Origin of the sequence: Winogradskyella psychrotolerans RS-3, assembly GCF_000427335.1 — a bacterium.
Classification (GTDB): Bacteria; Bacteroidota; Bacteroidia; order Flavobacteriales; family Flavobacteriaceae; genus Winogradskyella; species Winogradskyella psychrotolerans.
This window is the reverse complement of sequence record NZ_ATMR01000094.1, coordinates 79,905-106,077: the sequence shown is the minus strand read 5'-3', so window position 1 is coordinate 106,077 and position 26,173 is coordinate 79,905. Positions and strand designations below refer to the sequence as shown.

The 26,173-nt window shown below is 33.5% G+C and carries 26 protein-coding genes and 1 pseudogene; 6 read left to right on the top strand and 21 right to left on the bottom strand.

Annotation, left to right across the window (positions count from 1 at the left end; translation table 11 throughout):
- Positions 1-26: 26 nt before the first annotated feature.
- The 13 genes and pseudogenes from trxA to ADIWIN_RS19520 all read right to left on the bottom strand — a co-directional run bounded on the left by trxA (position 27) and on the right by ADIWIN_RS19520 (position 14,142).
- On the bottom strand, positions 27-344 hold the full coding sequence (trxA, locus tag ADIWIN_RS08300) for a thioredoxin (RefSeq protein ID WP_020898224.1): 318 nt from the start codon (positions 342-344) through the stop codon (positions 27-29).
- A 296-nt stretch (positions 345-640) separates the two neighbouring features.
- Positions 641-1,609, bottom strand: coding sequence for an alpha/beta fold hydrolase (locus ADIWIN_RS08295; protein WP_020898223.1), 969 nt, complete (start codon positions 1,607-1,609; stop codon positions 641-643).
- A 9-nt stretch (positions 1,610-1,618) separates the two neighbouring features.
- A complete protein-coding gene (locus tag ADIWIN_RS08290; protein ID WP_020898222.1) occupies positions 1,619-2,599 on the bottom strand; it encodes an alpha/beta fold hydrolase in 981 nt (326 codons plus the stop codon).
- Positions 2,600-2,705: 106 nt separating this feature from the next.
- Positions 2,706-3,452, bottom strand: coding sequence for an SDR family NAD(P)-dependent oxidoreductase (locus ADIWIN_RS08285; RefSeq protein ID WP_020898221.1), 747 nt, complete (start codon positions 3,450-3,452; stop codon positions 2,706-2,708).
- A gap of 62 nt (positions 3,453-3,514) precedes the next feature.
- Positions 3,515-4,078 carry a TetR/AcrR family transcriptional regulator gene (locus ADIWIN_RS08280; RefSeq protein WP_040756739.1) on the bottom strand — a complete coding sequence of 188 codons (564 nt, stop codon included), beginning with the start codon at positions 4,076-4,078 and terminating at the stop codon, positions 3,515-3,517.
- Between the two features lie 51 nt (positions 4,079-4,129).
- Positions 4,130-4,483 (bottom strand): SdpI family protein, encoded by a 354-nt coding sequence (locus tag ADIWIN_RS08275; RefSeq protein WP_020898219.1) that lies wholly within the window; start codon positions 4,481-4,483, stop codon positions 4,130-4,132.
- 141 nt (positions 4,484-4,624) lie between these two features.
- The gene (locus ADIWIN_RS08270) at positions 4,625-5,647 is read right to left on the bottom strand and encodes an SseB family protein (RefSeq protein ID WP_020898218.1); all 1,023 of its coding nucleotides are present in this window, start codon (positions 5,645-5,647) and stop codon (positions 4,625-4,627) included.
- Between the two features lie 154 nt (positions 5,648-5,801).
- Positions 5,802-6,341, bottom strand: coding sequence for a hypothetical protein (locus ADIWIN_RS08265; RefSeq protein WP_020898217.1), 540 nt, complete (start codon positions 6,339-6,341; stop codon positions 5,802-5,804).
- 342 nt (positions 6,342-6,683) lie between these two features.
- A complete protein-coding gene (locus tag ADIWIN_RS08260) occupies positions 6,684-7,631 on the bottom strand; it encodes a hypothetical protein (protein WP_020898216.1) in 948 nt (315 codons plus the stop codon).
- Positions 7,632-7,692: 61 nt separating this feature from the next.
- Positions 7,693-7,935 carry a hypothetical protein gene (locus ADIWIN_RS22410; protein ID WP_498370481.1) on the bottom strand — a complete coding sequence of 81 codons (243 nt, stop codon included), beginning with the start codon at positions 7,933-7,935 and terminating at the stop codon, positions 7,693-7,695.
- Positions 7,936-8,007: 72 nt separating this feature from the next.
- Positions 8,008-12,071 (bottom strand): annotated as a pseudogene (gene dnaE / locus ADIWIN_RS08255) (DNA polymerase III subunit alpha); the annotation flags it as partial.
- A 217-nt stretch (positions 12,072-12,288) separates the two neighbouring features.
- A complete protein-coding gene (locus tag ADIWIN_RS08250; RefSeq protein ID WP_020898213.1) occupies positions 12,289-12,738 on the bottom strand; it encodes a ferritin-like domain-containing protein in 450 nt (149 codons plus the stop codon).
- Between the two features lie 192 nt (positions 12,739-12,930).
- Positions 12,931-14,142, bottom strand: a complete 1,212-nt coding sequence (locus tag ADIWIN_RS19520; protein WP_020898212.1) for a DUF6252 domain-containing protein — start codon at positions 14,140-14,142, stop codon at positions 12,931-12,933.
- A 214-nt stretch (positions 14,143-14,356) separates the two neighbouring features.
- On the opposite strand from ADIWIN_RS19520, the gene ADIWIN_RS08240 reads away from it, so the two are divergent.
- From ADIWIN_RS08240 to ADIWIN_RS08215, 6 genes are all read left to right on the top strand, one after another.
- Positions 14,357-14,869, top strand: a complete 513-nt coding sequence (locus ADIWIN_RS08240) for a 30S ribosomal protein S16 (protein WP_020898211.1) — start codon at positions 14,357-14,359, stop codon at positions 14,867-14,869.
- 173 nt (positions 14,870-15,042) lie between these two features.
- A complete protein-coding gene (rimM, locus tag ADIWIN_RS08235) occupies positions 15,043-15,573 on the top strand; it encodes a ribosome maturation factor RimM (RefSeq protein ID WP_020898210.1) in 531 nt (176 codons plus the stop codon).
- Between the two features lie 56 nt (positions 15,574-15,629).
- Entirely contained in the window at positions 15,630-16,289 is a 660-nt protein-coding gene (locus ADIWIN_RS08230; protein ID WP_020898209.1) for a tRNA1(Val) (adenine(37)-N6)-methyltransferase, read from the top strand.
- A 180-nt stretch (positions 16,290-16,469) separates the two neighbouring features.
- A complete protein-coding gene (locus ADIWIN_RS08225; RefSeq protein ID WP_020898208.1) occupies positions 16,470-17,501 on the top strand; it encodes an AI-2E family transporter in 1,032 nt (343 codons plus the stop codon).
- A 255-nt stretch (positions 17,502-17,756) separates the two neighbouring features.
- Positions 17,757-18,935 (top strand): acyl-CoA dehydrogenase family protein, encoded by a 1,179-nt coding sequence (locus ADIWIN_RS08220; protein ID WP_020898207.1) that lies wholly within the window; start codon positions 17,757-17,759, stop codon positions 18,933-18,935.
- A 128-nt stretch (positions 18,936-19,063) separates the two neighbouring features.
- On the top strand, positions 19,064-19,960 hold the full coding sequence (locus ADIWIN_RS08215; RefSeq protein WP_020898206.1) for a metallophosphoesterase family protein: 897 nt from the start codon (positions 19,064-19,066) through the stop codon (positions 19,958-19,960).
- A 512-nt stretch (positions 19,961-20,472) separates the two neighbouring features.
- On the opposite strand, the gene ADIWIN_RS08205 is transcribed toward ADIWIN_RS08215, so the two are convergent.
- The 8 genes from ADIWIN_RS08205 to trmB all read right to left on the bottom strand — a co-directional run bounded on the left by ADIWIN_RS08205 (position 20,473) and on the right by trmB (position 26,094).
- Positions 20,473-20,805: a 2Fe-2S iron-sulfur cluster-binding family protein gene (locus tag ADIWIN_RS08205; RefSeq protein WP_040756735.1), complete on the bottom strand. Its 333-nt coding sequence runs from the start codon at positions 20,803-20,805 to the stop codon at positions 20,473-20,475.
- Positions 20,806-20,864: 59 nt separating this feature from the next.
- Positions 20,865-21,926: an NAD(P)/FAD-dependent oxidoreductase gene (locus ADIWIN_RS08200; RefSeq protein WP_020898204.1), complete on the bottom strand. Its 1,062-nt coding sequence runs from the start codon at positions 21,924-21,926 to the stop codon at positions 20,865-20,867.
- 62 nt (positions 21,927-21,988) lie between these two features.
- Positions 21,989-22,231, bottom strand: coding sequence for a NifU family protein (locus ADIWIN_RS08195; protein ID WP_020898203.1), 243 nt, complete (start codon positions 22,229-22,231; stop codon positions 21,989-21,991).
- On the bottom strand, positions 22,232-23,371 hold the full coding sequence (locus ADIWIN_RS08190) for an Mrp/NBP35 family ATP-binding protein (RefSeq protein ID WP_020898202.1): 1,140 nt from the start codon (positions 23,369-23,371) through the stop codon (positions 22,232-22,234). It lies immediately after the preceding gene.
- A gap of 180 nt (positions 23,372-23,551) precedes the next feature.
- Positions 23,552-24,433, bottom strand: a complete 882-nt coding sequence (locus ADIWIN_RS08185) for a hypothetical protein (RefSeq protein WP_020898201.1) — start codon at positions 24,431-24,433, stop codon at positions 23,552-23,554.
- Between the two features lie 25 nt (positions 24,434-24,458).
- On the bottom strand, positions 24,459-24,788 hold the full coding sequence (locus tag ADIWIN_RS08180) for an MGMT family protein (RefSeq protein ID WP_020898200.1): 330 nt from the start codon (positions 24,786-24,788) through the stop codon (positions 24,459-24,461).
- The gene (locus ADIWIN_RS08175) at positions 24,788-25,342 is read right to left on the bottom strand and encodes a hypothetical protein (RefSeq protein WP_020898199.1); all 555 of its coding nucleotides are present in this window, start codon (positions 25,340-25,342) and stop codon (positions 24,788-24,790) included. The genes ADIWIN_RS08180 and ADIWIN_RS08175 overlap by 1 nt, the downstream gene beginning before the upstream one ends.
- A 77-nt stretch (positions 25,343-25,419) precedes the next feature.
- Complete coding sequence (gene trmB / locus ADIWIN_RS08170; protein ID WP_040756756.1) at positions 25,420-26,094, bottom strand: tRNA (guanosine(46)-N7)-methyltransferase TrmB; 675 nt, start codon at positions 26,092-26,094, stop codon at positions 25,420-25,422.
- Between the last annotated feature and the right edge of the window lie 79 nt (positions 26,095-26,173).

Below are 26,173 nucleotides of genomic sequence, written 5' to 3'. Positions count from 1 at the left end.
TTTTATCATTTCTTTTAGAGTATTGACTACAAAAGTGCGTCGATAGCGTCAGAATATGCCTTTTTAGGCGCAACTCCAACCTGGCGACCAACAACTTCACCACCTTGAAAAACCAAAACAGTAGGGATGTTTCTAACACCATACTTAGCAGCGAATTCTTGATTTGCATCAACATCTACCTTACCAACTACAGCTTTACCTTCGTATTCTGTACTGATTTCATCAATGATTGGTCCAACCATACGACATGGTCCACACCAAGCAGCCCAGAAATCAACTACTACTGGTTTGTCACTCTTTAATACTGTCTCTTCAAAATTTGCATCTGTTATTTCTAATGCCATAATATTTATTTTTAATTGTATTGTACTTCGTTTTTAGTGCACCTTTTACTGGTACAACTGCAAAATTAGTCAAAATATTTGGCAAACCTTACAATGGCTGTATATGTTTTGGTTATAGCCATATAGATGCCTTATATATTTACTTTGTTGGGCGCATAAACCAGGCTGTCCACTATATCTTTTTTGCTTTTAATGGCAAAAAAGGATGCCGTTACCATCCTTTGCGCAAATTTAGGATAACTACAAGCCTTTACCTTAAATATGATTTATAAAGTAGGTTTCGCACTTTTAACTCTTTATCTTATCTCATTCTTAGACAAAAATTCTAAAATAAGTATTGCAATATCCTGTGTCTTTTCTTCTGCTGCAAAATGGCCAGCATCTAATAAGTGCAACTCTGCATTGGGTAAATCTCTTAAATAAGCTTCCGCTCCTTTATAATTGAATTTCAAGTCCTTTTTACCCCAAGCTATTAAGGTTTTTGGTTGGTTCTCTCTCAACATCTTTTGCCATTTCGGATAGCGAATTAAATTGGTATTGTAATCTTTAAATAGCTGCACTTGAATTTCTCTGTCTTTCTTAGACCTTAAAAATGTTAAGTCGTGTGTCCAAGCATCCGGACTCTGAATATTGATACTTGTAGCGTCTAAATCAAATAAATACTGCTGGTTTATTATCGCATCTTCACCTGTTAAACGATATAAAAAATCGTGCTTTACTTGTGAGGTATCCGTTTGTGCTGTTCTAAAAAAAGCTTGTCGTTTAGGCGTTAAACCGTCTAAATACGCATTCGCATTTTGAACAATTAAAGCCTCAATCCGTTTTGGATTTCTCATCATCATTCGGTAACCCACAGGAGCCCCAAAATCTTGCATGAACATTACATAATTCTTAATTTGAAGTGTATCGATTAACTTCTCCGTATAATCAGCCAAGAGATCAAAAGTGTATGTCGTCGTTGCAGGATCTAAATGCGTGCTATAACCCGACCCTAAATTATCTGGTGCAATTACATGATAATGCGTCGCCAGCATCGGAATAAGGTTTCTATACGAATGTGAAGATGACGGATAACCATGCAGCAATACTATCGTTGGATTGCTTTTATCTCCTGCTTCTCTATAAAATAGTTTTACACTATCAATTTCTACATAATTATAGGTTGTCGTTGGTGGTAAAAAGAACTGTTTTTTAGTCTCGTCTGTTTTACCCTGACATCCAAATAAGGATAATATTACCAATAAAATTATTACAAATTGCTTCATTCTAGATGTTTATTTATTTTGATTTCTCATGAAGTTTCTAATGCTTTCAATAATGGCATCACCCTCTTCTTCCAAAGCAAAATGCCCTGTATCATAAATGTTATAATCAATGTCTTTTACGTCTTTTTTAAACGCTTCGGCACCACTTTCAGGAAAAAAAGCATCGTTTTTACCCCAAACTATTAATAATGGTGGTTGGTTATCTCTTAAATAATCTTGCCATTTTGGGTAAAGCTTCACGTTATTTTGATAATCGTAAAACAAATCTAAATTTACGGCATGTGCATTGGGTCTAGACAATCTTAAGAAATCTAAATTGTAACTATCAGGATCTACGGTTTCAATATCTCTAACACCATGTGTGTATTGCCATTTTAAACCTTCCAAAGAAAAAGCAGTCAATAAAGCATCTTCGGTTTCTTTTGTTCTATTTTTCCAAAGTGCTTTTATTCCAGCCCAAGCATCGCCTAGACCTTCTTCGTAAGCATTTCCATTTTGATTGATGATTGCTGCAATTCTTTCAGGATGTGCAGTCGCTAATCTAAAACCAATAGGAGCTCCATAATCTTGAATCATTATAGCATAAGAATTAATCTCCTTTTGCTCTAAAAAGGAATCAATAGTAGTCGCTATATTATCAAAGGTATACGTATATGTTTCAGCATCTGGAAAATCACTGTTCCCAAAACCTGGATAATCAGGTGCGATTAAATGAAACTCGTTAGATAATTGTGCTAACACTTTTCGGTATTGGTACGATGATGCCGGAAAACCATGTAGTAAAACAATAGTCGGGTTTTTGGGATTACCAGCTTCTCGATAGGCAATATTTATCCCGTTTACAGCTAATGTTTTATATTTTAATGTTGATTTTTCACTAGTACTATTGGACGTTGTAGTTTTAGACATACGGTCCGTTTCTGATGTTACTGTCTCTTTACAAGAAATAAACAGTAAAACGATACTCACGGTTAGGACTAAATTTTTCATAGTTTGAATTCAAATTTAAATCTCAAAATTATTTTGAGATTTATAAAATAGAAAAGCCATAACCAAAATGAGTTAAGGTTATGGCTCAATAATTATTTTTAGTTTTTTAATTTCTACCAGCCATAACACCACCATCGGTATCCCAAATGGCACCTGTTACCCAAGCTGCTTTGTCTGATAATAAAAAGATAATAGTATTGGCTACATCTTCAGATTCACCAAAACGACCTATGGGGTGAAATCCGTTAAAACCAACCAACGCTTCTTTAGCCGCTTCTTCACCTCCAAAAACACCATGATAAACAGGAGTATTAACTAAGGCAGGAGACACTGCATTAACACGAATGTTATCTTCTGCTAATTCCATAGCCAAATGTTGTGTTAGCGAATGCAAACCTGCTTTCTGCATAGAATAGGCCGTAGAAGGTGTTGCTTTTACGGCTTGTTTTGCCCACATAGAACCTACATTTACAATAGAGCCTCCTTTAGTTGCTTTCATTTTTTTAGCGGCACTTTGTGTGATAAAGAAGAAACCTCTATTTAAATCTAAATACGAATTATAGTCTTCCATAGTGTGATCTAAAAACGGTTTAGGGCCAAAAATCCCTGATGCATTTACCAAATAGTCCAAGTTATCTAAATCCTCAATTTTAGCGATTAAAGCATCTACATCTGTTGTACTAGATATGTTTGCCGTGTGTTTAACCAAGTTTGGTGCATCCGCAATTTTATCTGTATTTCTACCTACAACATGTACTATTGCTCCTCCTTCTAATAAGGCGTTTGTAGTGGCATTACCTATTCCGCTTGTTCCGCCAATGACTAAAGCTACTTTGTTTTCAAATTCTTTCATTATATTTTTATTAAATTATTAAAATTAGACAGACAAGTCTGTCTTTGTTTGTTCAAATTTTTTTAAGCTATTATTTTTTCACATAAATTTTTAGACTCAACAATAGGCCAGTCTTCTCGGTGCAAGTGACTTTCTCCAACGGCACTTTCATACAGTAAATAAATCTGTCTTGCGAGTGAATTTACTTGCTCACTTTTCACTTGTTCTAAATTGTTGGTGATCAGTCTTGCTATAATCGCGATAAAGTCGTTTTTTTGAGATTGAATTTCATGTCTAATAATCTCATTATCTTTTGGAATTTCCGAAACGGTTTTTATACACCAACACCCATTAAAATCTTTATCCTGATAAAACAGTTGAAGGAAATCGAATATCGCTAGGATTTGCTCTTTTCCTTTTGGTTTAGACGTTGTAAAATTTTCAAAATCTTCTAAAAAATTGACATTCTTGTATTGGAGATACGCCAAACAAATGTCTTCTTTAGATTTAAAATGATTATATAACGTTGCCTTAGCAATGCCTGCTTCCGCAATAATTTGATTGATACCTGTAGAATTATACCCATTCTTATAAAATAAAAATGAGGCCGTTTCTGTAATTCTATTTTTTACTTCGGCATGTTTCATGGTGCAAATATATAAAATAATTTTATAAACAGACAAGTCTGTCTATTTTATTTATTCAGTATCTTTAAATTCTTCTTTGATTTTTTTCTCGACTTTAACGATTAATAAAACTACCATTAAAATCATTAAACCTAAGCCTAACATAGTAGAAATACTTTCAGATGGCTCGTACACCAAACCAACTAATCCAAATACTGAAAGTAGAAGTCCGTATTTTATCATTTGTTTAGATGAATATAGTTGTGCAAAATCCCATCTCACTTGATTTTTCATAGAATTTGCTGTCCTATAACCATAGATTCCGTTAATCTTCTTTGGTGGAAATTTATACATAAATAGTCCTACAACACAAAAGATGAGTCCGCTACTGAATGGAATTAAAAATAATGGATTTTCGAACAACATGTTATTAATTTCTATTTAGGGTTTTTACCTATAGTATAAACACTTCATTTATAAATAAGTCATAGTGAGAATATTTTACAGCAATGTTAGCAAGTTGACATTGACTAAGCAATTAATTATTCAAGGTGTTAGATAGCGTTATTATTTAATTGCGTCTTCAAAAGTTGGTCTTTTTCGTTTACCAGAAATAACACCATTTATAATCAATCTGATGTTTTTATTTACAGCGTCATTAGACTTTATTTTAATCGCATTGTCGATAGTATTTTTAGCTTCTTGGTCTTTATTGGCTACAAGTAAATTCATTGCGTGATTGCCCATCAATGCATAATCATTGGGTTTTCGTCTTAGAGATTCTACAGAATAATACAATGCTTTATCAATGTCTTTCAAGTGCATAGCTTCCAAAGAGGCCTCCATAGCAATGATATGATTTTCCAATTCAATTTTACAAGCATTTTCTAAATGTTCAAGAGCTTCAGAATGTCTTTCTAATCGTTGAAGCGCCTTGGACATTAATATCATACTTTGCCAATGTTCAGGAATTATGGCAAGACATTTTTCAAATTCTATTACAGATTCTTCTAGTCTTGATTTTTCTGATTTATTTAATTTTTTAATATGGTATCCATCAAGCAAAATCAATCCTTCTTGTTTATTTCCTGCTCGTTCAAATATTTCATTAAACTCTTGAAATTTAATATCCTCTATTTCCTGTTCATCAATCTTGTCATAGAGTGTTCCATCCATGAGGTTTTCAATTTCCTCTGGGATTAATTCCTTTACATAGTTTGAATTAGGATTTAGAATAAATGTTGCTCCTTTCGCAATACGAAATAAGTCCTGGCCTTTAAGACTCACATATGGAACTTCTTCTTTTATTACTCCTTTATCAAAAATTCTATTTGTAGAAGTAAAAATTGGAATTTGTCCTTCTTCAAACGTTACAAATCGCACAATTGTATCCTCTTCCAATGTTTGAATTCCTTCTTCCGAATCCATATGTTCGTCGGTCAAAACAAACAATTGACTCCATAATAATTTTTGATAAAATTCCTTTTGAGCAGCTATTTCTTGTGTAGCTCGTAAGAAAATTTTCTCTAATTCATTTTCTGGAAATGTTGAGTCGGTTGTCTTCTTCTTAAATATATCAAATATTCCCATGCGTATTGTTCCAAATTGTAACTAACTATTTTGTGTATAGCTAGTGACGTGGTTAAGCAACTAATTTATTAAATAAATCTCAGATAGAATATTCTGTAGGAATGTTTGTAAGTTGGCTAGAACTAGCAATAAATTATATAAAGTGTTATGCGCTTTAATATTTTTTTACTAATTCAAATTTCTTAGATTCCAATCTGTCAATTGGGTCTTTTCCTATTATTTTTTCTCTTATCATTTCAATCAATTCACTATCGCTAAATTCAAGCAACAGTTTTCCATTTCCAAATAATTCAGATTGTTCAATTTTTGCTGTTTTGTCAATTCCTTTTCTTGAAAATACAATAGCAAAATCCCCAACATTTTTTTTGGTGTATTTCGAAACGCTGAAAAAATTTGTTGAATTAAGTTTGCCTGAATAATTTTTAAAATCAATTATAATTGCCGAACAATTATAATTCCTTTTAGTGTCTGACCAAAAAGAAGTTAAATCAGAGGGATTATTATTCACTAATAAATCTCTTCTATGGTTTTTTAAGTTATTCTCTATTTGTTCCTCGCTCAAATATTTTTTGAAGTTGTCTTTAAATAAAAACCTAAAAATATTTACACCTATAGATTCATATTCTGACCAGTTTTTTTCGCCAGGAAGACATTTTTCAAGTTTTGCAATTAGGTTTTCTCCCTCAAATTTCAATTCAAAACTGTTTGATTTAATTCTAAGATTGGATATTTTAGATTTAATATACCAATGAATAACTTGACTATTTTGTAACTCAAAATGTTCCCTAATTAGGTCTTGTAGAATAATTGTTTTAATATTTTCTTCTTTTAATATTTTATAAATTTCTTCTCCGGGAAATGAAGTGAATATAAAAGAAGGTATTAATTCTGATGATGTTTTACTTATGTTCGTAATTCTAGCCTTAATTTTTGAGATACTCCTAGATTTATGGTGAAATATCTCGAAGGAAAATGATTTTTTTTCTTTTGACGCAGAAATATCATAGTTAAAATCCTTATGTAAGTCTTCATTGATTTAGTATCCTTTGCACTTTAATAGGAATGTAGTAAATTCTTCAATTCCATTTCCACTAGAGTTTTGAATGAAAATTTCAATTAATTCACGATGAATGTTGTTTATTGAAAATGGATTTCTAAAACTAAAATCCTCTTTTTTTAGACTTGTAATATGTGCTCCTGCAAATTTGTCTATTATTTCTTCAAGGTTGTGAAAATAGGAAGGATAAAAATCATAAAATTGATGGTCAAGTTTTACTGAATTATCACCATTAGTTGTCATATATGAGTGAATTCGAAATTCAAAAATATCAGATGACATTGCCTCTGTAATATAAGCTAAAACCTTTTTATTGCAAAAAGAAAAATTGTCGGATAAAGATGGATAATGTTCCATTATATAACTTCTATAATTACTTATATCAGTAACAATTTTGTTTTCTAACTTAGTGTAATCTTTTTTCTTTATGATTAATTTTTCCTTTTTAGGACCAGTTTTCGAAAAGGCTCTAATTTCTTTGATTCTTTGAGTTTTATCCTTGTTGTTTTTAAAATTGTAAACTTCAGGGAAATAATTATGAGTCGGTTCAGTTTTATTTTTTTCAAATAATTCTAATTCCTTAATATTTAGATTTAATAAAGCAATTTTAATTTTTGATATATATTGGATTAATTCTCCACCAAAGCGCAAACGAGTTGTCCAAAGACATTCAATTAATTCAAAATGCAATTCATTTATCAATTTGATTTTCTGATTATCAAAATCCTTTATTGATTCTGATTCTAACAAATCAAAAAAATCATTAGAAAATGTTAATGGAAATAAATCAAATTTTAGTATTCTATTAATTAAATTACTTATTTCTAATTTAGCCTCAAAGTATTCTTTAGGTTCGTTTACGTTCGATTTGTTAATTCGAATGAAAGCGTCAATTAAGGATTCATAATATTTTCTAGTTGTTGTCATTCTATTTGTTTATCCTTATTGCGCATAACACATAAATATACGCAAGTCAAGTTCTAAACATCTAATTCAACTTATAAATTATATCATGCTCCTTCAAACTATTTAAGAGTTGTTGCGAAATCTTAACTTTATTTTTTCGACTTGGCATCTGTACTTTTATCTTTTCAGCATTATCATAGACCACAAAATTTAAGGTTTGAGTGCCTTCGTGGAATTTTATTAAGTCATACAACACAGAAACTGTTTCCCTTTCTAAATCTTTAATGTTTAATTGAATGGATAACTTTTTAGCATAGGTATCCATCACATCATGCAACAACTGGAAACTATTAAATTGAATCCTTGGATCTCCTTTTTTACCTGTGTCTCTGTTTACCCAACCTTCGCGCACAAAGGCTCTGACATAGACAAAAGAGTTAATCACAAAAAAGTGTCTAAACTTTAAATAATCTTCACCAAAAATTCGAAACTCAAAACTATCGGTATAATCTTCAATCGTAAAAATAGCCCAACCTTTTCCTTGTTTACTCACACGATGTTGCACATCGGTAACAACGCCACCAAAAGTAACTTCCTTATTTACGATGGTTTCCAAATCATTAAAATCCTCCACCACTCCGTTGCAGAAAGTTTTCATTTCAATATTAAAATCATCTAGTGGATGACCAGAAATATAAATCCCAACCACTTCGCGTTCTCGCGATAATTTCTCCATCGTTCCCCAATCTTCACATGGAGGCACAATAGGTTCTGCGATCTGAACATCACTAGCGGCCCCAAATAAACTGACTTGCGCCGAGTTTTCATTTTCCTGATGCTTGGCTCCATACTTAACTGCTTTTTCTAAAAAGCTGACACCATCACCTTCGTCTGCAAAGTATTGCGCTCGGTGTGTATCTGCCCAACAATCAAAACCACCTGCATTCGCCAGCCCTTCAAAAGCTCTTTTATTGGCAGCACGCAAATCAATACGTTTGGCAAAATCGAAGATAGATTTATAGTGTCCATCTTCTTTTCTGTTTTCTACAATCGTCTGAACAGCTCCATGACCAACACCTTTTATCGCTCCCATTCCGAAACGAACAGCATTATCTTTATTTACTGAAAACTTGTAAAAACTTTCATTAACATCGGGTCCTAAAACTGGTAATCGCATCCGTTTACATTCTTCCATAAAGAAGGTAATGGATTTAATATCATTCATATTATTAGATAATACAGCAGCCATATATTCTGCTGGGTAATGCGCTTTTAAATAGGCTGTTTGGTAAGCAATCCATGCGTAACATGTAGAGTGCGATTTGTTAAAGGCGTAACTTGCAAAGGCTTCCCAATCCTTCCAAATTTTTTCTAACTTTTTAGCGTCTAAACCTTTTGCACTTGCTTGTTCAATGAATTTTGGTTTCATTTTATCCAAAACCGCAATCTGCTTTTTACCCATCGCTTTTCTCAAGACATCGGCTTCACCTTTGGTAAAGTCAGCCAACTTTTGAGACAGTAGCATTACTTGCTCTTGGTAAACCGTAATTCCGTAAGTTTCCTTAAGGTACTCTTCCATTTCTGGTAAATCGTACACAATCTCTTCATCACCATGTTTACGCGCAATGAAACTTGGAATATATTCCATTGGACCAGGGCGATACAGGGCGTTCATGGCAATTAAATCATCAAAAACCGTAGGTTTCAGATTCTTCATGTGTTTTTGCATGCCTGGCGATTCATACTGAAACACACCAACTGTTTCGCCGCGTTGGAATAACTCATATGTTTTCACATCATCGAGTGGAAAACTATCAGGATCAAGTAAAATATCGTGCTTGGCTTTTACAAGTTTTACGGTATCCTTAATTAAGGTTAACGTTTTAATCCCAAGAAATCCATTTTCAACAACCCTGCATCCTCAACAACAGAGTTATCAAATTGGGTAACATATAAATCGGAATCTTTAGCCAGCGCAACAGGCACATAATTGGTAATATCTCCTGGTGTGATGATTACACCACAAGCGTGAATCCCTGTGTTACGAACCGAACCTTCTAAAATCCGTGCTTGGTTGATGGTTTCGGCTTGTAAATCGTCACCATCAGAAATATTGAGTAATTCATTAATTTTCTCTAAATCTTCAGCTCTAAATTTACTTGCTAACTCCTTTTCCGAAAGCCCAAAAATCTTGCCTAATTTAGACATCAACGGAATTAACTTCGCAATATGATCGGCTTCATTTAACGGTAAATCTAAAACTCTGGCGGTATCTCTAATTGAAGATTTTGCAGCCATGGTTCCGTAAGTAATAATCTGCGCTACTTGGTTAGAACCATATTTATCAATTACATATTGCATTACACGACCACGACCTTCATCATCAAAATCGATATCAATATCGGGCATACTTACACGATCTGGATTTAAGAAACGCTCAAAAAGTAAATCGTACTTAATAGGATCAATATTGGTAATCCACAAACAATAGGCCACTACCGAACCTGCTGCAGATCCACGACCAGGACCAACGGAAACATCCATTTTTCTGGCTTCGCGAATAAAATCTTCTACAATTAAGAAATAACCTGGATATCCTGTTTTTTCAATAACGCTTAACTCAAAATCGAGACGCTCCTCAATGGCTGGTGTAATCTCACCGTAACGTATTTTGGCACCTTTGTAAGTTAAATGTCTTAAAAATGCATTTTCACCACGTTTACCGTTATCTGCTAAATCTTCTTCAAATTTAAATTCTTCAGGAATATCGAAAGCAGGTAATAATACATCTCTAGCTAATTCGTAAGGCTCAATCTTATCGACTACGTCGCCGATATTCACAATCGCTTCTGGCACATCTCTAAAGAGTGCTTTCATTTCTTCTGAAGACTTAAAGTAATATTCTTGATTTGGTAAACCGTAACGATAACCACGACCACGACCAATTGGCGTCGCCTGTTTTTCACCATCTTTTACACATAATAAAATATCGTGTGCATTGGCATTTTCTTGATCGACATAATAGGTATTATTGGTAGCGACCAATTTAACATCATGCTTTTTTGCCATTTGAATTAATACCGGATTCACCCGATTTTCATCCTCTTGGTTATGACGCATTATTTCAACATATAAATCATCTTGAAACGTTTCTTTCCACCACAATAAGGCTTCTTCCGCCTGATTTTCACCCACATTTAAAACCTTACTTGGCACTTCACCATAAAGGTTTCCGGTTAAACAGATTAAATCTTCTTTATAGTGTTCAATCAGTTTTTTATCAACTCTTGGTACGTAATAAAAACCATCTGTAAAGGCCGCAGATGATAATTTTGCCAAATTGTGATAGCCCTTTTTATTCTTGGCCATTAACACAATTTGATACCCATTATCTTTTCGGGTTTTATCTGCGTGATTTTCGCACACAAAAAACTCACAACCAATAATTGGTTTCATGATTTTGCCTTTCTTTTCTAACCCGGCTTCTTCTGCTTGCTTGTGCTGTGCTTTTACCCCTTTATTATGATTGGAAACCGCAGTCACAAAATGAAATGCTCCCATCATATTTCCGTGATCAGTCATCGCGACTGCTGGCATATTTTCTCTAGCAGCTGCAGCCACTAAATCTTTAACACTAATCGTAGATTGAAGAATGGAATACTGTGAATGGTTATGTAAATGTGCAAAATCGACATCCTTAATTTGCGATGCCGCTTCTTTATCAATGGTTACAGGTACCGCTTGTTCTTTTTGAAGGCGTGCGTTAATTTTAGCACTTTCCTTCTTAAGGTTGATGTGTTTTAAACCAATAAGCTGAACTTCCGCAGGATTTTCTTGCGTGAAATTCTCAAAATATTCTGGCTCTACATCTAACTGCTCTTTGGTATATTGTTTACGTCTTATTAATTCTAAAAAACAACGTGTGGTTGCTTCAACATCGGCTGTGGCATTGTGAGCTTCAGAAAATGGCTTATTAAATAAGTACTGATGTAATTCCGTTAGGGTTGGCAATTTAAACTTCCCGTAACGTCCACCAGGCAATTGACACAAACTTGCTGTATGTTCTGTACAGGTATCTAAAACCGGTAATTCTTGAAGTGGATTTGTGACGTTTTCACGTACAAATTCCGCTCCCATAATATTTAAATCGAACTTTACATTCTGACCAACAACGAATTTTGTTTTAGCTAAAGCCGCATTAAATTTCTCTAAAACTTCAGAAAGTGACACACCTTGTTCTTGCGCTAATTCAGTTGAAATACCATGAATTTTCTCAGCATCATACGGAATATTAAAGCCTTCTGGTTTTACCAAATAATCTTCGTGCTCAATACAATTTCCCATACCATCATGCAATTGCCAAGCAATCTGAATACATCTTGGCCAATTATCAGTATCTGTAATTGGTGCATCCCAGCGTTTTGGTAATCCTGTGGTTTCAGTATCGAATATTAAGTACATGTAGTGTTCTGTTGTTTTTTATTAAGTGCTGCGCATTACCGCAAGGACATCAAAGTGTAAATTACTCATAATCAGCAAAAACCACAATTAAAGCCCTCAAAAAGTTAGCTCATAAAATTACATAGAATTTGAACTTTTCTGAAATGAAATTACAAAGAGTTTTGAACATAAAAAAAGCCAGCTTTAAAAGCTGACTTCAATCTTTATTTTAAATTAATTACGATATTAACTCCTCTTGCACTTTCTCTGAATTAATTGCGGCTTGGATAGCGTTTTTATGCTTTAACAACAAGGCGTCAATACTTGGCGGCAAGTTACGTTCTTTAATTAAATCGTTATAAACGTCTAAACTCGCTTCTTCACCTTTAATAGCCTCTTCTAAAATAGTCTCTTCGTTATTAGAACTAAATGCAGACTTTAAACTCATCCAATTTCTATGCATTGCACCTTTAAAACTTCCAGAATCTTCTGGAATCTCACCATACTGCAATATCTCAGTTCTTAGTTCCTTTGCAAATTCACTGCGTTCTGAGGCTCTACGCTTAAAAAACATTTCTAATCGTTTACTATCCACATTGTCAATGGCATTTAAATAGCCTTTTTCGGCATCGTAATTCTTAATTAATAATTCGTTTAATTTATTTGAAATTTCTTCTGTATACTTCATTATATCTTGTTCATTTAAGATTTCAATAAGTTCTTTTAGGTTGCGTATTGTTTCACAACCATAATTAATATAACAGAAATGATAGGAAACACAGCACAACTTAACATCTTTAACAAAGACTTATAAGTCTTTAACAAAAAAAAGCGTCACTCATTATGAGTGACGCTTAAATATTATTATATAATGATTAATTTATGCTTGCAAATAATCTGGAACTCCATTACCGTCAGTATCTACAGCATCATCAGGGTTACCATCACCATTTGGATCCGCATTTTCATTTATAGTCAATATTGTATCTCCGTCATCATCATTATCTAAATAATCCACATCACCATCACCATCAGTATCAATAGGATTTCCGTCTGCATCTTTAGCTTCATATTGCGTTAATATGCCATCACCATCATCGTCATTATCTAAATAATTTGGAATTCCATCACTATCCGTGTCATCATCCTCAAGATCACCATTACTATTAAAATCTTCATACGCATCAGGCACACCATCTCCATCGGCATCACCACAATCTAAATTATCAATTTGCAACTGAATACTTCCATCAGCGTCACCACAAATTTCTATTTGTTCTTGTAAGTAAAGGATAAACTGTGCACACTTTTCATTATAATTACCAATAGTTGCCGTTGTATATTGTGAGTTTGCTTCTACAACATTTGCAGTAGCAATTTCGCAAGATATTTGGCAGTCAGCTAAACCATCTATTATATCTTGTAAAGCGCCATCGGAATCACCACAATAGATACGTTGATTTGTTAAAGCTTCCGAATACGCACTACATGCCGCTAAATAAGCCGCACTATTTACAAATTCTAAATCAGAAGAAAATGTATTTTCATAAGCTATCAATGCAACATCAGAAGCAACCTCTACATCTATACACGTTATAGGGTTTGTTGGAAACTCACCAGATAGCAAAGGTACTTTATAAAAAATACCATTGGTAAACCCAACAGAGTTTAATCCAGAAGCATCAAAAGCTAAAAATCTATACGTTCCTGTAAAGGTTTTATTAACTACATCTATTTCCTCAATGATAATTTCACCAAGTTCAGGATAGATTGAAACACTTTCATCTGGTTTATTGGTCGTAGAATACGTTGCACCAAAACCATCACTATATTGTGCTTCAACAATATCTATATCACCCACAATAAAGGTTGATTCAATTACAGAAGGAACAATCAGTTTTACAGTTTCAGAATTGTTAATTCCTGTAATGGTCAAAAACCCAAATGCGTCAATACTAGCTGAGAAAGCCTTAGCTCTCCACAGTTCATTTTCACGATCACCTTGAAAAGCAGGCGTATTAAACTGTACTTCGTCACCACAACTGAATGCTGTTAAAAAAATAAGAGATAAGAGGATTAGTTTTTTCTTCATTTAAAAAAGGCTTTTGTCTGTGCTCCAAATATAACGAAACAACAATGTCAAAAGTATAATAATTTTTAATAATGAGCATAACTCCACTTTTTCTTTTAGTTAAAGTACACTTAGCGCTCGTTTAAAACAAATTAAACCGTTGCAAATTAAAAAATTATAGTATCTTTGCGCCCTCATTAATAACAGAGGTCGAGAACCTCATTAATTAATTATTATGCCTGTAAAAATTAGATTACAAAGACACGGTAAGAAAGGAAAACCTTATTACTGGATCGTAGCAGCGGATTCTCGCGCTAAAAGAGATGGTAAATACCTTGAAAAGTTAGGTGCTTACAATCCTAACACAAATCCTGCAACTATCGAATTAGATGTTAATGGAGCTGTAACATGGTTACAAAACGGTGCACAACCTACTGACACTGCAAAAGCAATTTTATCTTATAAAGGAGCAATGCTTAAACACCATTTAGCTGGTGGAGTTAGAAAAGGTGCACTTACTGAAGAACAAGCACAATCGAAATTCGATGCTTGGTTGGAAGAAAAAGCAGCTAAAATTGAAGCTAAATCTGACGGTTTATCTAAAGCTGATGCTGATGCTAGAGCTAAAGCATTAGAAGCAGAAAAAGCAGTAAACGAAGCACGTATCGCTGCAGCTGCACCAGTTGTTGAAGAAGAAGTAGCAGAAGATGTTGCAACTGAAGAAACAGCAGCTAACGAAGAAGAATAAAAAAATTATTTTTTATACTTTTAACCCAGACTATTTTAGTCTGGGTTTTTTTATGTGAAATTGTATATTATTTTGAATACCATACGTTATTAAACAAATTTCGTCATAAAGAAAAACCTTACTATTACTAACTGAGATCCTGAAACTAGTTCAGGAAGACAAATAAATTTGTCATGAAAAAAGAAGATTGTTTTTATTTAGGAAAAATTGTATCGAAATACAGTTTTAAAGGAGAACTTTTAGCAAAGTTAGATACCGATGAACCCGATTTGTATGATAACCTCGATGCTATATTTATAGATCTGAGAGGAAACTTAGTGCCTTTCTTTGTTGAATCATCACAATTACATAAATCGGATTTACTACGTTTAAAATTTGAAGACGTCGATACGGAAGCAGATGCTGATGCTTTAATAAAGACTGAATTATACTTGCCATTAGATTTGCTTCCTAAACTTGAAGGTGATAAATTCTATTTTCATGAAGTTATAGGCTTCACAATTAAAGACACCAATTTTGGAGAGGTAGGTATTCTTCAAAGTATTAATGACACCACAGCCCAATCTTTATTCGAAATTGATAGAGATGGTATTGAAATCTTAATTCCTATGAACGATGAATTTATAGTTAAAGTAGATCGGAAAAATAAAACTATAGAGGTTAATACTCCTGAAGGGTTAATTGATTTGTATCTCGAAGAATAATGAGTTCTCTTCCTTTCAAATTCAAAGAATTTACAGTCCATCAAGACCGTTGTGCTATGAAAATTGGTACAGATGGAGTGTTACTTGGTGCATGGACTTCTGTTGATAAAAATCCATTCTCGGTTTTAGATATTGGATCCGGAACCGGAGTTTTAGCCTTAATGATTGCACAACGAAGCTATGCTGAAAATATCGAAGCTTTAGAAATTGATGCAGATGCTTATGAGCAATGTTCTGAGAATTTCGAAAACTCACCTTGGGCAGATCGTTTATTCTGCTACCATGCGTCTTTGTTAGAATTTGTTGAAGAACTAGAAGATGACTACGATCTTATTATTTGTAATCCTCCATTCTATTCTGAAGATTACAAAACCGAAAACGAAGCTAGAGACCTAGCGCGTTTTAATGACGCCATGCCTTTTGAGCATTTAGTTTATGCTGTTGCGAATTTACTTTCAAACGATGGACTTTTCTCTGTTGTAATTCCTTATAAAGAAGAAATTAAATTTAAAGATTTCGCTTTAAAAGCTGGTTTACATCTTAATCGCTCACTTTATGTGAAAGGCAATCCTGAAACTGAAATTAAACGCAGCTTGCTAGAATTTTCTTTTCATAAATCAAAAATTGAACATTCAGAATTAATTATTGAAACTGCTCGTCATCACTACACAGAAGATTACATTAATCTCACCAAAGATTTTTATTTAAAAATGTAAAAAACATAAACCTAGTATATACTCAAAACAGAGCAGTATAAACCTTTAGATATACATGGCTTCCTCCCTTCTATTAATTTTTATTCTGCACCGACTCTATTCATTTCATACCAAATAAAAATCGTTTGGTTTTAAAATTTTGATGTATTTTTAAGATATCTAATTCTTAAAAAACCTGACGTGAGCACTCCAAAAATAGAAATTTCTACAAATAATTTAATAAAAACGCTTTTACTTACTGGCGGTCTATTAGTTTTATTTTTCTACGGAAAAGACCTAATAATTCCTTTATTAGTTGCTGCAATCATTGCTATTTTACTAGATATACCAGTTCAAAAACTCAAAAGTTGGGGATGGCCTAATTGGCTTTCTATTGCCTTAGCAGTTTTATTTATGCTACTATTTTTTTTATTGATTTTTTGGCTTTTAAATTCCCAAATAAATACCATGGCAGAAGATTGGCCAACTATTAAAGACAAGGCAAATGAAAAATTAAATTCATTATCGCAATGGGCAAACAACCAGTTAAATTGGGATTATAAAGACTATATAGAAGGCAATAAAAAACTGGTTGAAAAAGCGGAAGGCTTAGCTAGTACTTTCTTAGCTTCACTTATGAGTCTATTATCGCAATCCCTTATTATATTTGTCTATATTATTCTTTTTTTGATGCAAAAAAAGCAGTTTATAACATTTTTTAAAAAACAATTTTCAAATGAGGCCGCGATAAGTTCATTATTAAGCAAATCAGCTCAAACCATTAAAAATTACTTCGTTGGTAAAGGAAAAATAATGGTATTCTTATTTATCATTTATTATATTGGATTCTTATTTGGCTCTGTGCCTTATGCGTTATTTTTAGCTCTATTTGCATCGCTGTTTTCCATTATTCCATATGTTGGTAATTTAATTGGTGGTGGAATTGCTGTAGCGCTTTCTTATCTCTATGCCGGATCAACGCCTGCCTTAATTGTTATTGGTGTGATTTCCGTAACTCAACTCGTAGAAAATTATGTACTAACTCCTTGGATTATTGGAGATGAAATTAATTTAAATCCCTTCATTACTATTTTCGGAATCATTTTATTCTCTGCATTATGGGGAGTTGTTGGAGCGGTCATATCTTTACCATTAATTGGTGTTTTAAAAGTAATATTCGATCATACCAAAGGCATGGAAGCGTGGGCTTATTTATTAAAAAAAACAGACTAACCGTCATGATATTAACGCGGTTAAATTTTACTCCTATTTCTAATTTTTAGATATAAAATATACCACTAACCACTTCTAAAAATCACACATTAAATTGTTAACCGCAATCGTATTCGCTATTTTTGTAATTCATTTAAACTAAATATAACATTAGGAGGAGACCTCATTATATATGCTTAAAGAAACGATATCTTTTATCAGTAATTTAAGCACAGTCGTCACCTCTAATTTTTAATCTCTATAAAATCTAATTCCATGAAACCAGATTTATTCGAAGCACCAGATTATTATAATCTTGATGAATTACTTACAGAAGAGCACAAGTTAGTACGTGATGCAGCAAGAGCATGGGTAAAACGCGATGTCTCACCTATTATTGAGGAGTATGCTCAAAAAGCAGAATTCCCTAAACAAATCATTAATGGTTTGGCCGAAATTGGAGCTTTTGGCCCATATATTCCAGAAGAATACGGAGGAGCAGGATTAGACCAAATTTCTTATGGTTTAATTATGCAAGAAATTGAACGTGGAGATTCTGGTGTAAGAAGTACAGCATCTGTTCAATCTTCTTTAGTAATGTATCCTATTTGGAAATATGGTAACGAAGCACAACGCCAAAAATATTTACCAAAATTAGCTTCTGGTGAGTGGATTGGTTCTTTTGGATTAACAGAACCAGATCATGGTTCTAATCCAGCAGGTATGGTGACTAACTTTAAAGACATGGGAGATCATTATCTTTTAAATGGTGCTAAAATGTGGATTAGTAACTCACCTTTTTGTAACGTTGCTGTGGTTTGGGCTAAGAACGAAGAAGGACGAATCCACGGACTTATTGTAGAACGTGGTATGGAAGGTTTTTCTACACCAGAAACACATAACAAATGGTCACTAAGAGCATCTGCAACCGGTGAACTTATTTTTGATAATGTAAAAGTGCCCAAAGAAAATTTATTACCAAACAAATCTGGACTAGGTGCACCTTTAGGTTGTTTAGATTCTGCTCGTTTTGGTATTGCTTGGGGAGCGATTGGAGCTGCAATGGATTGTTACGATACAGCGTTGCGTTACAGTAAAGAACGTATGCAATTTGGAAAGCCGATTGGACAATTTCAACTACAACAAAAGAAATTAGCCGAAATGATTACCGAAATCACAAAAGCACAATTATTAGCTTGGAGACTTGGTGTAATGCGTGAAAACGGTACAGCAACCTCAGCTCAAATATCTATGGCAAAACGAAATAATGTAGATATGGCTTTAACTATTGCCCGCGATGCTAGACAAATGTTAGGTGGTATGGGAATTAGTGGCGAATATAGCATTATGAGACACATGATGAACCTTGAAAGTGTGGTTACTTACGAAGGCACACATGATATTCACTTGCTTATTACCGGACTCGACGTAACGGGCTTAAACGCTTTTAAATAGTCGTTAAGCGACATTTAAGTATTGCACTCGGAAGAGTTCGTTTCGAAACATAGCAAAACGAAAATTAAAAAATGCTTCTCATTATTGAGGAGCATTTTTTGTTTAAATTAGTCGAACAGAAAAATTACATGTCCTCAAAAACAAGATTAGATCGCGCATATGAGAACGCCAAACGACTTCAGTTTGATGATTCCTCTAAGTACATACTATTTAGCGATTGCCATAGAGGTGATAATAGTTTTGCTGATGATTTTGCCAATAACCGCAACATTTACTTCCATGCATTACGACATTATTATACGGAAGGTTTTAGCTATTGCGAACTTGGAGATGGTGACGAACTGTGGGAAAATCTCACATTTGAAAGCATCTTCTATGCGCATAAAAATGTATATATGCTAATGAAACAATTTCATGATGAAGACCGTTTACACATGATATGGGGCAACCATGATATGGTATATCGCGATACCAAATACGTAGAAAAACATTTAGCTACGTTTTTTGATCCAAAAACAGGAAATGATGAAGATTTATTTTGTGGTATTCAATATCATGAAGGTATTGTTTTAGAACATTCTGAAACCAATCAAAAGTTATTCTTAACACATGGTCATCAAGCAGATTGGTGGAATTTTCTGTTTTGGAAATGGAGCCGATTTATGGTTCGTATCCTATGGAAACCATTAAATGTTATGGGCATTGCAGATCCTACAAGTCCTGCTAAAAATTATACAGAACTCATTAAAATAGAAAAGAGAACCAAACGCTGGATTATTGAAAACAACAATTTAATCACCATCGTTGGCCATACACACCGACCGCGTTTTCCAGAACCTGGAGACATTGCTTATTTTAATGATGGCAGTTGTGTACACCCAAGAAGTATTACTGGTCTTGAAATTGAAAATGGTGAGATTTCATTAATTAAATGGCAAATTATAACTTCTGAAGATGGTAATTTGAAAATTGATCGGTTTTTATTGGAAGGACCCACAAAATTATCAGAGTATAAAACGGAATGATTTTTATGGGGTTATTAGAAATGTATTTCTGGATGATAATTATTATTTGTGGTGTTTTGAATTTATTCATAATAACTACCAACGAAGATTTAAAAGATGAAAAGCGATTTAAGAAATATTTGAAAATTTCTTTTTTCATTGGTCTTTTTGGAATAGTAATGGTTTCAACTGATTGGAATTTCCTCTGTGGGTACCAATGTTTAGTTTTCACATTCTCACCATTTATTACATTACTAGTCTGTAAAGTAGTAATGATACTTTCTAAAAAAATCACAAAGAAAGAAGGCTTCTATATTAATAAAAAACCATAAACCTATGGAAGTTATAAAACAGAGCTCGCTGACGGAATTTATCAAAAAAATTATGGTGAATTAAAACATGAAAAATACTATAGTTGGTACACCGGTTTTATAACTGCAATACCAATTATCATTTTCTTTTCACTTTTTATTCTTATTAAAGAGTGGACCTGTTGATGTAATTATGAGATTCCTGCCTGCGCAGGAATTTGTTTAAGACTCAGGCGCTAATTCCACCTCTAAACCTTCCATTTCTGGTGTCATTTGAATTTGGCAACCTAAACGCGAATTCTCTTTAACATCAAAGGCTTCTGAAAGCATCGCCTCTTCATCGTCTTGCATTTCTGGCAATTCTGTTTTGCTTAAGACATAACATTGACAAGAAGCACACATAGCCATACCGCCACAGATTCCTATGGTTCCTTCTGGAGCTAGTTCGTAAGAACGAACAATCTCCATTAAGTTCATGGCCATATCTGTTGGAGCTTCAATGTTGTGTTTTACCCCTTCTCTATCAATGATAGTTATATTTATATCTTGTTCCATAATCAGTTCCCAAGAATGCGGAAACATCCTCTTTTAAGATTCGTTAAGTCTATTTTACATTAATCGAAAGCTTTAACAACTGCTTTCGGAGCTTCCTTTCGCGTACCATCAAAGCCATCAACACCAGCAACCGTTGTATATTTTAATACATAACGTTTTCCTGGATTAATAATTTTATAAGCAGACTGACACATTAATGTAGCTTCGTGAAAACCACAAAGAATTAATTTTAGTTTCCCAGGATACGTATTAACGTCTCCAATAGCAAAAACACCAGGAATATTAGTTTGATAGTCTAATGAATTATCAACCTTAATGGCATTTTTTTCTATCTCAAGTCCCCAATTTGCAATTGGTCCAAGTTTAGGAGATAATCCAAATAATGGAATAAAATGATCACATTTTACTTCAAATTCCTTTTCAATATGTTGCGCTTGTTTTACAACTATAGCTTTCACTTTATCATCACCAACAATACCTACAACTTCGGCCGGTGTAATAAGGTTTATTTTTCCTTTATTCTTTAATTCTTGTACTTTTTCAACAGAATCTAAATGGCCTCTAAATTCGTTTCGTCTATGAATTAAAGTCACACTTTTAGCGACATCACTTAAAAAGATACTCCAATCTAAGGCTGAATCTCCACCTCCTGCAATCACCACATTTTTACCGCGATACATTTCAGGTTCCTTAATCATGTACTCAACACCTTTATCTTCAAAATCAGCTATATTATGGATTAAAGGTTTACGAGGTTCAAAACTTCCTAATCCACCTGCAATTGCAACTACTGGAGCTTGATGTTTTGTACCTTTATTGGTGGTAACGATAAACGTACCGTCCTCTTGCTTCTCTATAGTTTCTGCACGTTCACCTAAAGTAAATCCTGGCTCGAACTGCTTACATTGCTCCATTAATTTATCCGTTAAATCGCCAGCTAAAATCTCTGGATATGCCGGAATATCATATATGGGTTTTTTAGGGTAAAGCTCTGTACATTGGCCACCTTGTTGTGGTAAAGCATCAATTAAATGGCATTTTAATTTTAAAAGTCCGGCTTCAAAAACCGTAAAAAGTCCTGTTGGGCCAGCGCCAATAATAAGTATATCTGTTGTAATCATGAATGTAAAATTGAATACAAAATTACTAATGTCATTTTATTCAGAATGTGATAAATGTCACATTATTTTTCAACATTAATAACTTTTTCGATTTGTGGAGCATATTTTTTAATAGTCATCTCTACACCAGATTTTAAGGTCATCTGATTAACGCTACACGATGTGCAAGCACCTACAAGTTGTACTTTTACAAACTTACCATCGTCAATAGATAATAAATTAATATCGCCTCCATCACTTTGTAGAAACGGACGGATTTCATCCAATGCTTTTTCTACGTTTAATCTAAGTTCTTCTGTGCTCATTTAATTTTTTTTAACAGCAGAGCAACCTGCCATTGTTGTAATTTTTATCGCTTCCGTAGCTGGTAATGCGTCATTACGATCTACCACCTGCTGAACAACATCTCTTGTAATTGCTTCAAAAGCTGCTTCAATCGGAGTTCCTGTTTGCATTGCTGCTGGTCGTCCTAAATCACCAGCTTCTCTTATACTTTGAACCAATGGTACTTCACCTAAAAACGGCACATTTAAATCTTCCGCTAAATGCTTAGCTCCTTCTTTTCCAAAAATATAGTATTTATTTTCTGGAAGCTCCGCAGGTGTAAAGTAGGCCATATTTTCTATAATACCTAAAACAGGTACATTGATACTATCTTGCTGAAACATCGCCACTCCTTTTTTAGCATCTGCTAAAGCTACATTTTGAGGTGTACTCACCACAACAGCACCTGTGATAGGCAAAGCTTGCATAATACTTAAGTGAATATCTCCCGTTCCTGGAGGTAAATCAATTAACATAAAGTCTAATTCTCCCCAAGCCGCATCAAATATCATTTGATTTAAAGCTTTAGAAGCCATTGGCCCTCTCCAAATAACGGCTTGATCTGGCTTTGTAAAAAATCCGATAGATAATACTTTTACTCCGTAATTCTCTACAGGTTTCATCTTAGATTTTCCATCAATGGTTACAGATAGTGGTCGTTCGTTAGCCACATCGAACATAATCGGAATTGACGGTCCGTAGATATCAGCATCTAAAATACCAACTTTAAAGCCCATCTTTGCTAAAGTCACAGCCAAGTTAGCTGTTACCGTAGATTTACCTACTCCACCTTTACCAGACGCAACTGCCACAATATTCTGAATACCTGGAATTGACTTTCCTTTAATCTCGTTTTTTGGAGATGTTGCTGGTGCATCAACTTTTATATTGACTTTTATCTTTGCTTTTTCGTACACTAGCTTGTGTATTGTTTGCAAAATTTCAACTTCTGTCTTTTTACGTGCTTGAAGACTTGGGTTTCTTATGGTGATGTCTACGATGACTTCATCTGCAAACGTCACAACATTAGTTACCGCTCCACTATCTACCATATTTTCACCTTCACCAGGTGCTGTTATAGTTTTAAGCGCGTTAAGTATATCTTGTTTTATTAATTTCATATCGTTTAAAGACTTAAGAAAATAGAGACTAGAATAAAGACTCGCGTTTTTTCTTATTAAGATTAATTCTAAACGCAAAGATACTTAGAATAGTTTAGAATTTGAACTAGATAAATTGAATTGATTAATGCCTGAATTCGAATTTTAAATACATTAAGCGTTTGCAATTATTAAGAAAAACTACTCAGTAAGAAATAGGCCATTCAATTTTCTAATTAATGTTATGGAATCTTTATACTTAAAATTAGATTTTGTTTGATTTACTATGGGTTCAGAATCAAACTGACTATAGTTTATATGGCCTTCAAATGTATTTGAATAATATATTTTATTAAAGGACATCAACTTAACTCTTAATTTCGTTTTGTAATTGCCTTCATATCTTTTCACTGTAGAAAAAATAAAATGTTTAGGTTTCAATCTATAATCTTCATGACCTGTACCACATAAAAAACTGTATTGTTTTAAATACTCTATTGGTTTCCATTCTTCATTTTTATCTTTTGCTTCCAATAACATAAACAAATCGCCAGCGATAGGTTTTTGTATTATTGTTTCCTCTTTACCATAATTATAGACATAAACAGGAAACGTTTTAAAATGAATTTTACTCCTTTTTTCTAATTTCTCTAATAACTTGTTTTCGTATTTATTAATTGATAAACTATCATGATCATTAGGATTGGTTTCGTCATTTAAATTTAAAATTGAATCCTGAATTATTGGTAGAGGTGGCGGAGGTGGTGGAAAACTTAAAATATCAAACTCATCAGTATGAAATTTAATTCTAGTATTATCTACAAAGACTTTTATACTATCGTGACTATTTAAAGGAATACCGTCATCCGTATAATCTGAAGACTTATATTTCACCTCAAAATTCATATTTAATGAATCCTTTACATTTATGGCATAAACTATAGGTATAGAACGTAACATCGTGATTGATTGCTCAGCCATTATAGTATCACAATCTTTTGGGGTAACAAAAGGCAATGTTATATTGTTTTCACTGTTATAACATGACGTCATTAAAATGAAAATTATACAAAGTTTTTTCATAATAATATTTTAACTTAAAATAGCCTTACAATTCCTTAGCAGGGTCCCAATAAATAGTCTCTAAGTTCTGAATTTGATTTTCAACAACCTCAACACCTTCACTTTCCAAAAGCTGTTGCATTAAATTGGTCCCTTCAAAATGATGTTTGCCTGTTAAAAGTCCTTTTCGGTTTACAACTCTATGTGCTGGCACATCTTTATTATGCGAGCCATTCATGGCATACCCCACAATTCTCGCGCTTTTTCCTGCTCCTAAATATTTTGCAATGGCTCCGTAACTGGTTACTCTTCCGTAAGGAATTTTCTTAGCTACCTCATATACTTTTTCGAAAAAACTAAGCGTTTCAGGTTTCATTACAGTTCTCTTAGAATGGTAATAAACGTAACTAAAGCAACAAGTCCGGTAATTATACCAATACTGAGATTCATACTTTTTTGAGAAGTGAATTTTCGATCTTTAATCTTATCAAAAAAGAAAATATAGAAATACAACATTACAAAGGTACCTGTTGCAGCACCTGTTACGTAAGTGACAATGCTTAATTTTTCGAAATTCATCCAACCAAAAGACACCAAAGTAATAGTCATATATGCTTGAAACGGAATCGGGAAAATATTGAGCGCAGACAACAACATACCATGTAATAATCTCCCGTGTTTACTTTTAATTTCAGTTTCTTGTTTTTGCTCTTTTTGCTTAGACGCTAACATCAAAAAATAAATAGTAATGAGTACAAATATTACAAAAGCGACACGTTTTAAAATCGCTACGATATCTGAGTGACTAGATAAATATCTTGCAAAGATAGCCGCTACATAGGTTTGAATATATACTACAATACAAACGCCTGTAGAAAACATGATACCGCGAGCAGCTCCTTCCTTTAAGCTAATTCTTGCCGCTGTCATATTTAGCAATCCAGGAGGTATAACTCCTACAAATGCCACAAAAAGCCCAAGAAAAAAATGACGGTAATGCTCAATTTTTAGTTGATTTTAAATCTAATATACGTAATTGCTTTATCTTTTTCTAAATACTGACTTTCGTAAAACGTTTGAATTTCAGTTACATCCTCTGGACTGCCTTCTAATTTATAAACATTATGATTGGCATATAACACCTCGTAACCCGAACCATGCAATAAACCTAAGGTATAGCCATGCATAAATTCACTATCGGTTTTTAGATGCATTAATCCACCAGGTTTTAATACCTTTTTATAGCGTTCTAAAAACTGTAGATTCGTCATTCTATGTTTTGTCCGCTGATATTTAATTTGTGGATCTGGAAATGTAATCCAGATTTCATCAACTTCATTTTCTTCAAAAATAAACGCTATTAATTCAATTTGTGTTCTAATAAATGCTGCATTAGGAATATCGTCTTCAATCGCTGTTTTTGCTCCTCTCCAGAATCTTGCTCCTTTAATATCTATACCAATAAAGTTTTTGTTCGGATAGCGTTTTGCCAAACCAACGGTATATTCTCCTTTACCACAGCCTAACTCTAGAACTAAAGGGTTATCGTTTTTAAAAACTTCCGTTTTCCATTTTCCTTTTAATTTGTACGTAGCATCGACCAATTCTTCTCGTGTTGGTTGATATACATTATGAAAGGTTTCGTTTTCCCTAAAGCGTTTAAGTTTGTTTTTACTTCCCACTACATATTGATTTATTAATAATTCGGTAAAATTAAGCAAACATTTTAGGTTTACCTTTGTTTATTACAATCTAAAATTA

Coding starts and splice junctions, on each gene's coding strand:
- trxA (WP_020898224.1), bottom strand. CDS start 344: ATGGCATTAGAAATAACAGATGCAAATTTTGAAGAGACAGTATTAAAG.
- ADIWIN_RS08295 (WP_020898223.1), bottom strand. CDS start 1,609: ATGAAGCAATTTGTAATAATTTTATTGGTAATATTATCCTTATTTGGA.
- ADIWIN_RS08290 (WP_020898222.1), bottom strand. CDS start 2,599: ATGAAAAATTTAGTCCTAACCGTGAGTATCGTTTTACTGTTTATTTCT.
- ADIWIN_RS08285 (WP_020898221.1), bottom strand. CDS start 3,452: ATGAAAGAATTTGAAAACAAAGTAGCTTTAGTCATTGGCGGAACAAGC.
- ADIWIN_RS08280 (WP_040756739.1), bottom strand. CDS start 4,078: ATGAAACATGCCGAAGTAAAAAATAGAATTACAGAAACGGCCTCATTT.
- ADIWIN_RS08275 (WP_020898219.1), bottom strand. CDS start 4,483: ATGTTGTTCGAAAATCCATTATTTTTAATTCCATTCAGTAGCGGACTC.
- ADIWIN_RS08270 (WP_020898218.1), bottom strand. CDS start 5,647: ATGGGAATATTTGATATATTTAAGAAGAAGACAACCGACTCAACATTT.
- ADIWIN_RS08260 (WP_020898216.1), bottom strand. CDS start 7,631: ATGACAACAACTAGAAAATATTATGAATCCTTAATTGACGCTTTCATT.
- ADIWIN_RS22410 (WP_498370481.1), bottom strand. CDS start 7,935: ATGGATACCTATGCTAAAAAGTTATCCATTCAATTAAACATTAAAGAT.
- ADIWIN_RS08250 (WP_020898213.1), bottom strand. CDS start 12,738: ATGAAGTATACAGAAGAAATTTCAAATAAATTAAACGAATTATTAATT.
- ADIWIN_RS19520 (WP_020898212.1), bottom strand. CDS start 14,142: ATGAAGAAAAAACTAATCCTCTTATCTCTTATTTTTTTAACAGCATTC.
- ADIWIN_RS08240 (WP_020898211.1), top strand. CDS start 14,357: ATGCCTGTAAAAATTAGATTACAAAGACACGGTAAGAAAGGAAAACCT.
- rimM (WP_020898210.1), top strand. CDS start 15,043: ATGAAAAAAGAAGATTGTTTTTATTTAGGAAAAATTGTATCGAAATAC.
- ADIWIN_RS08230 (WP_020898209.1), top strand. CDS start 15,630: ATGAAAATTGGTACAGATGGAGTGTTACTTGGTGCATGGACTTCTGTT.
- ADIWIN_RS08220 (WP_020898207.1), top strand. CDS start 17,757: ATGAAACCAGATTTATTCGAAGCACCAGATTATTATAATCTTGATGAA.
- ADIWIN_RS08215 (WP_020898206.1), top strand. CDS start 19,064: ATGTCCTCAAAAACAAGATTAGATCGCGCATATGAGAACGCCAAACGA.
- ADIWIN_RS08205 (WP_040756735.1), bottom strand. CDS start 20,805: ATGGAACAAGATATAAATATAACTATCATTGATAGAGAAGGGGTAAAA.
- ADIWIN_RS08200 (WP_020898204.1), bottom strand. CDS start 21,926: ATGATTACAACAGATATACTTATTATTGGCGCTGGCCCAACAGGACTT.
- ADIWIN_RS08195 (WP_020898203.1), bottom strand. CDS start 22,231: ATGAGCACAGAAGAACTTAGATTAAACGTAGAAAAAGCATTGGATGAA.
- ADIWIN_RS08190 (WP_020898202.1), bottom strand. CDS start 23,371: ATGAAATTAATAAAACAAGATATACTTAACGCGCTTAAAACTATAACA.
- ADIWIN_RS08185 (WP_020898201.1), bottom strand. CDS start 24,433: ATGAAAAAACTTTGTATAATTTTCATTTTAATGACGTCATGTTATAAC.
- ADIWIN_RS08180 (WP_020898200.1), bottom strand. CDS start 24,788: ATGAAACCTGAAACGCTTAGTTTTTTCGAAAAAGTATATGAGGTAGCT.
- ADIWIN_RS08175 (WP_020898199.1), bottom strand. CDS start 25,342: ATGACAGCGGCAAGAATTAGCTTAAAGGAAGGAGCTGCTCGCGGTATC.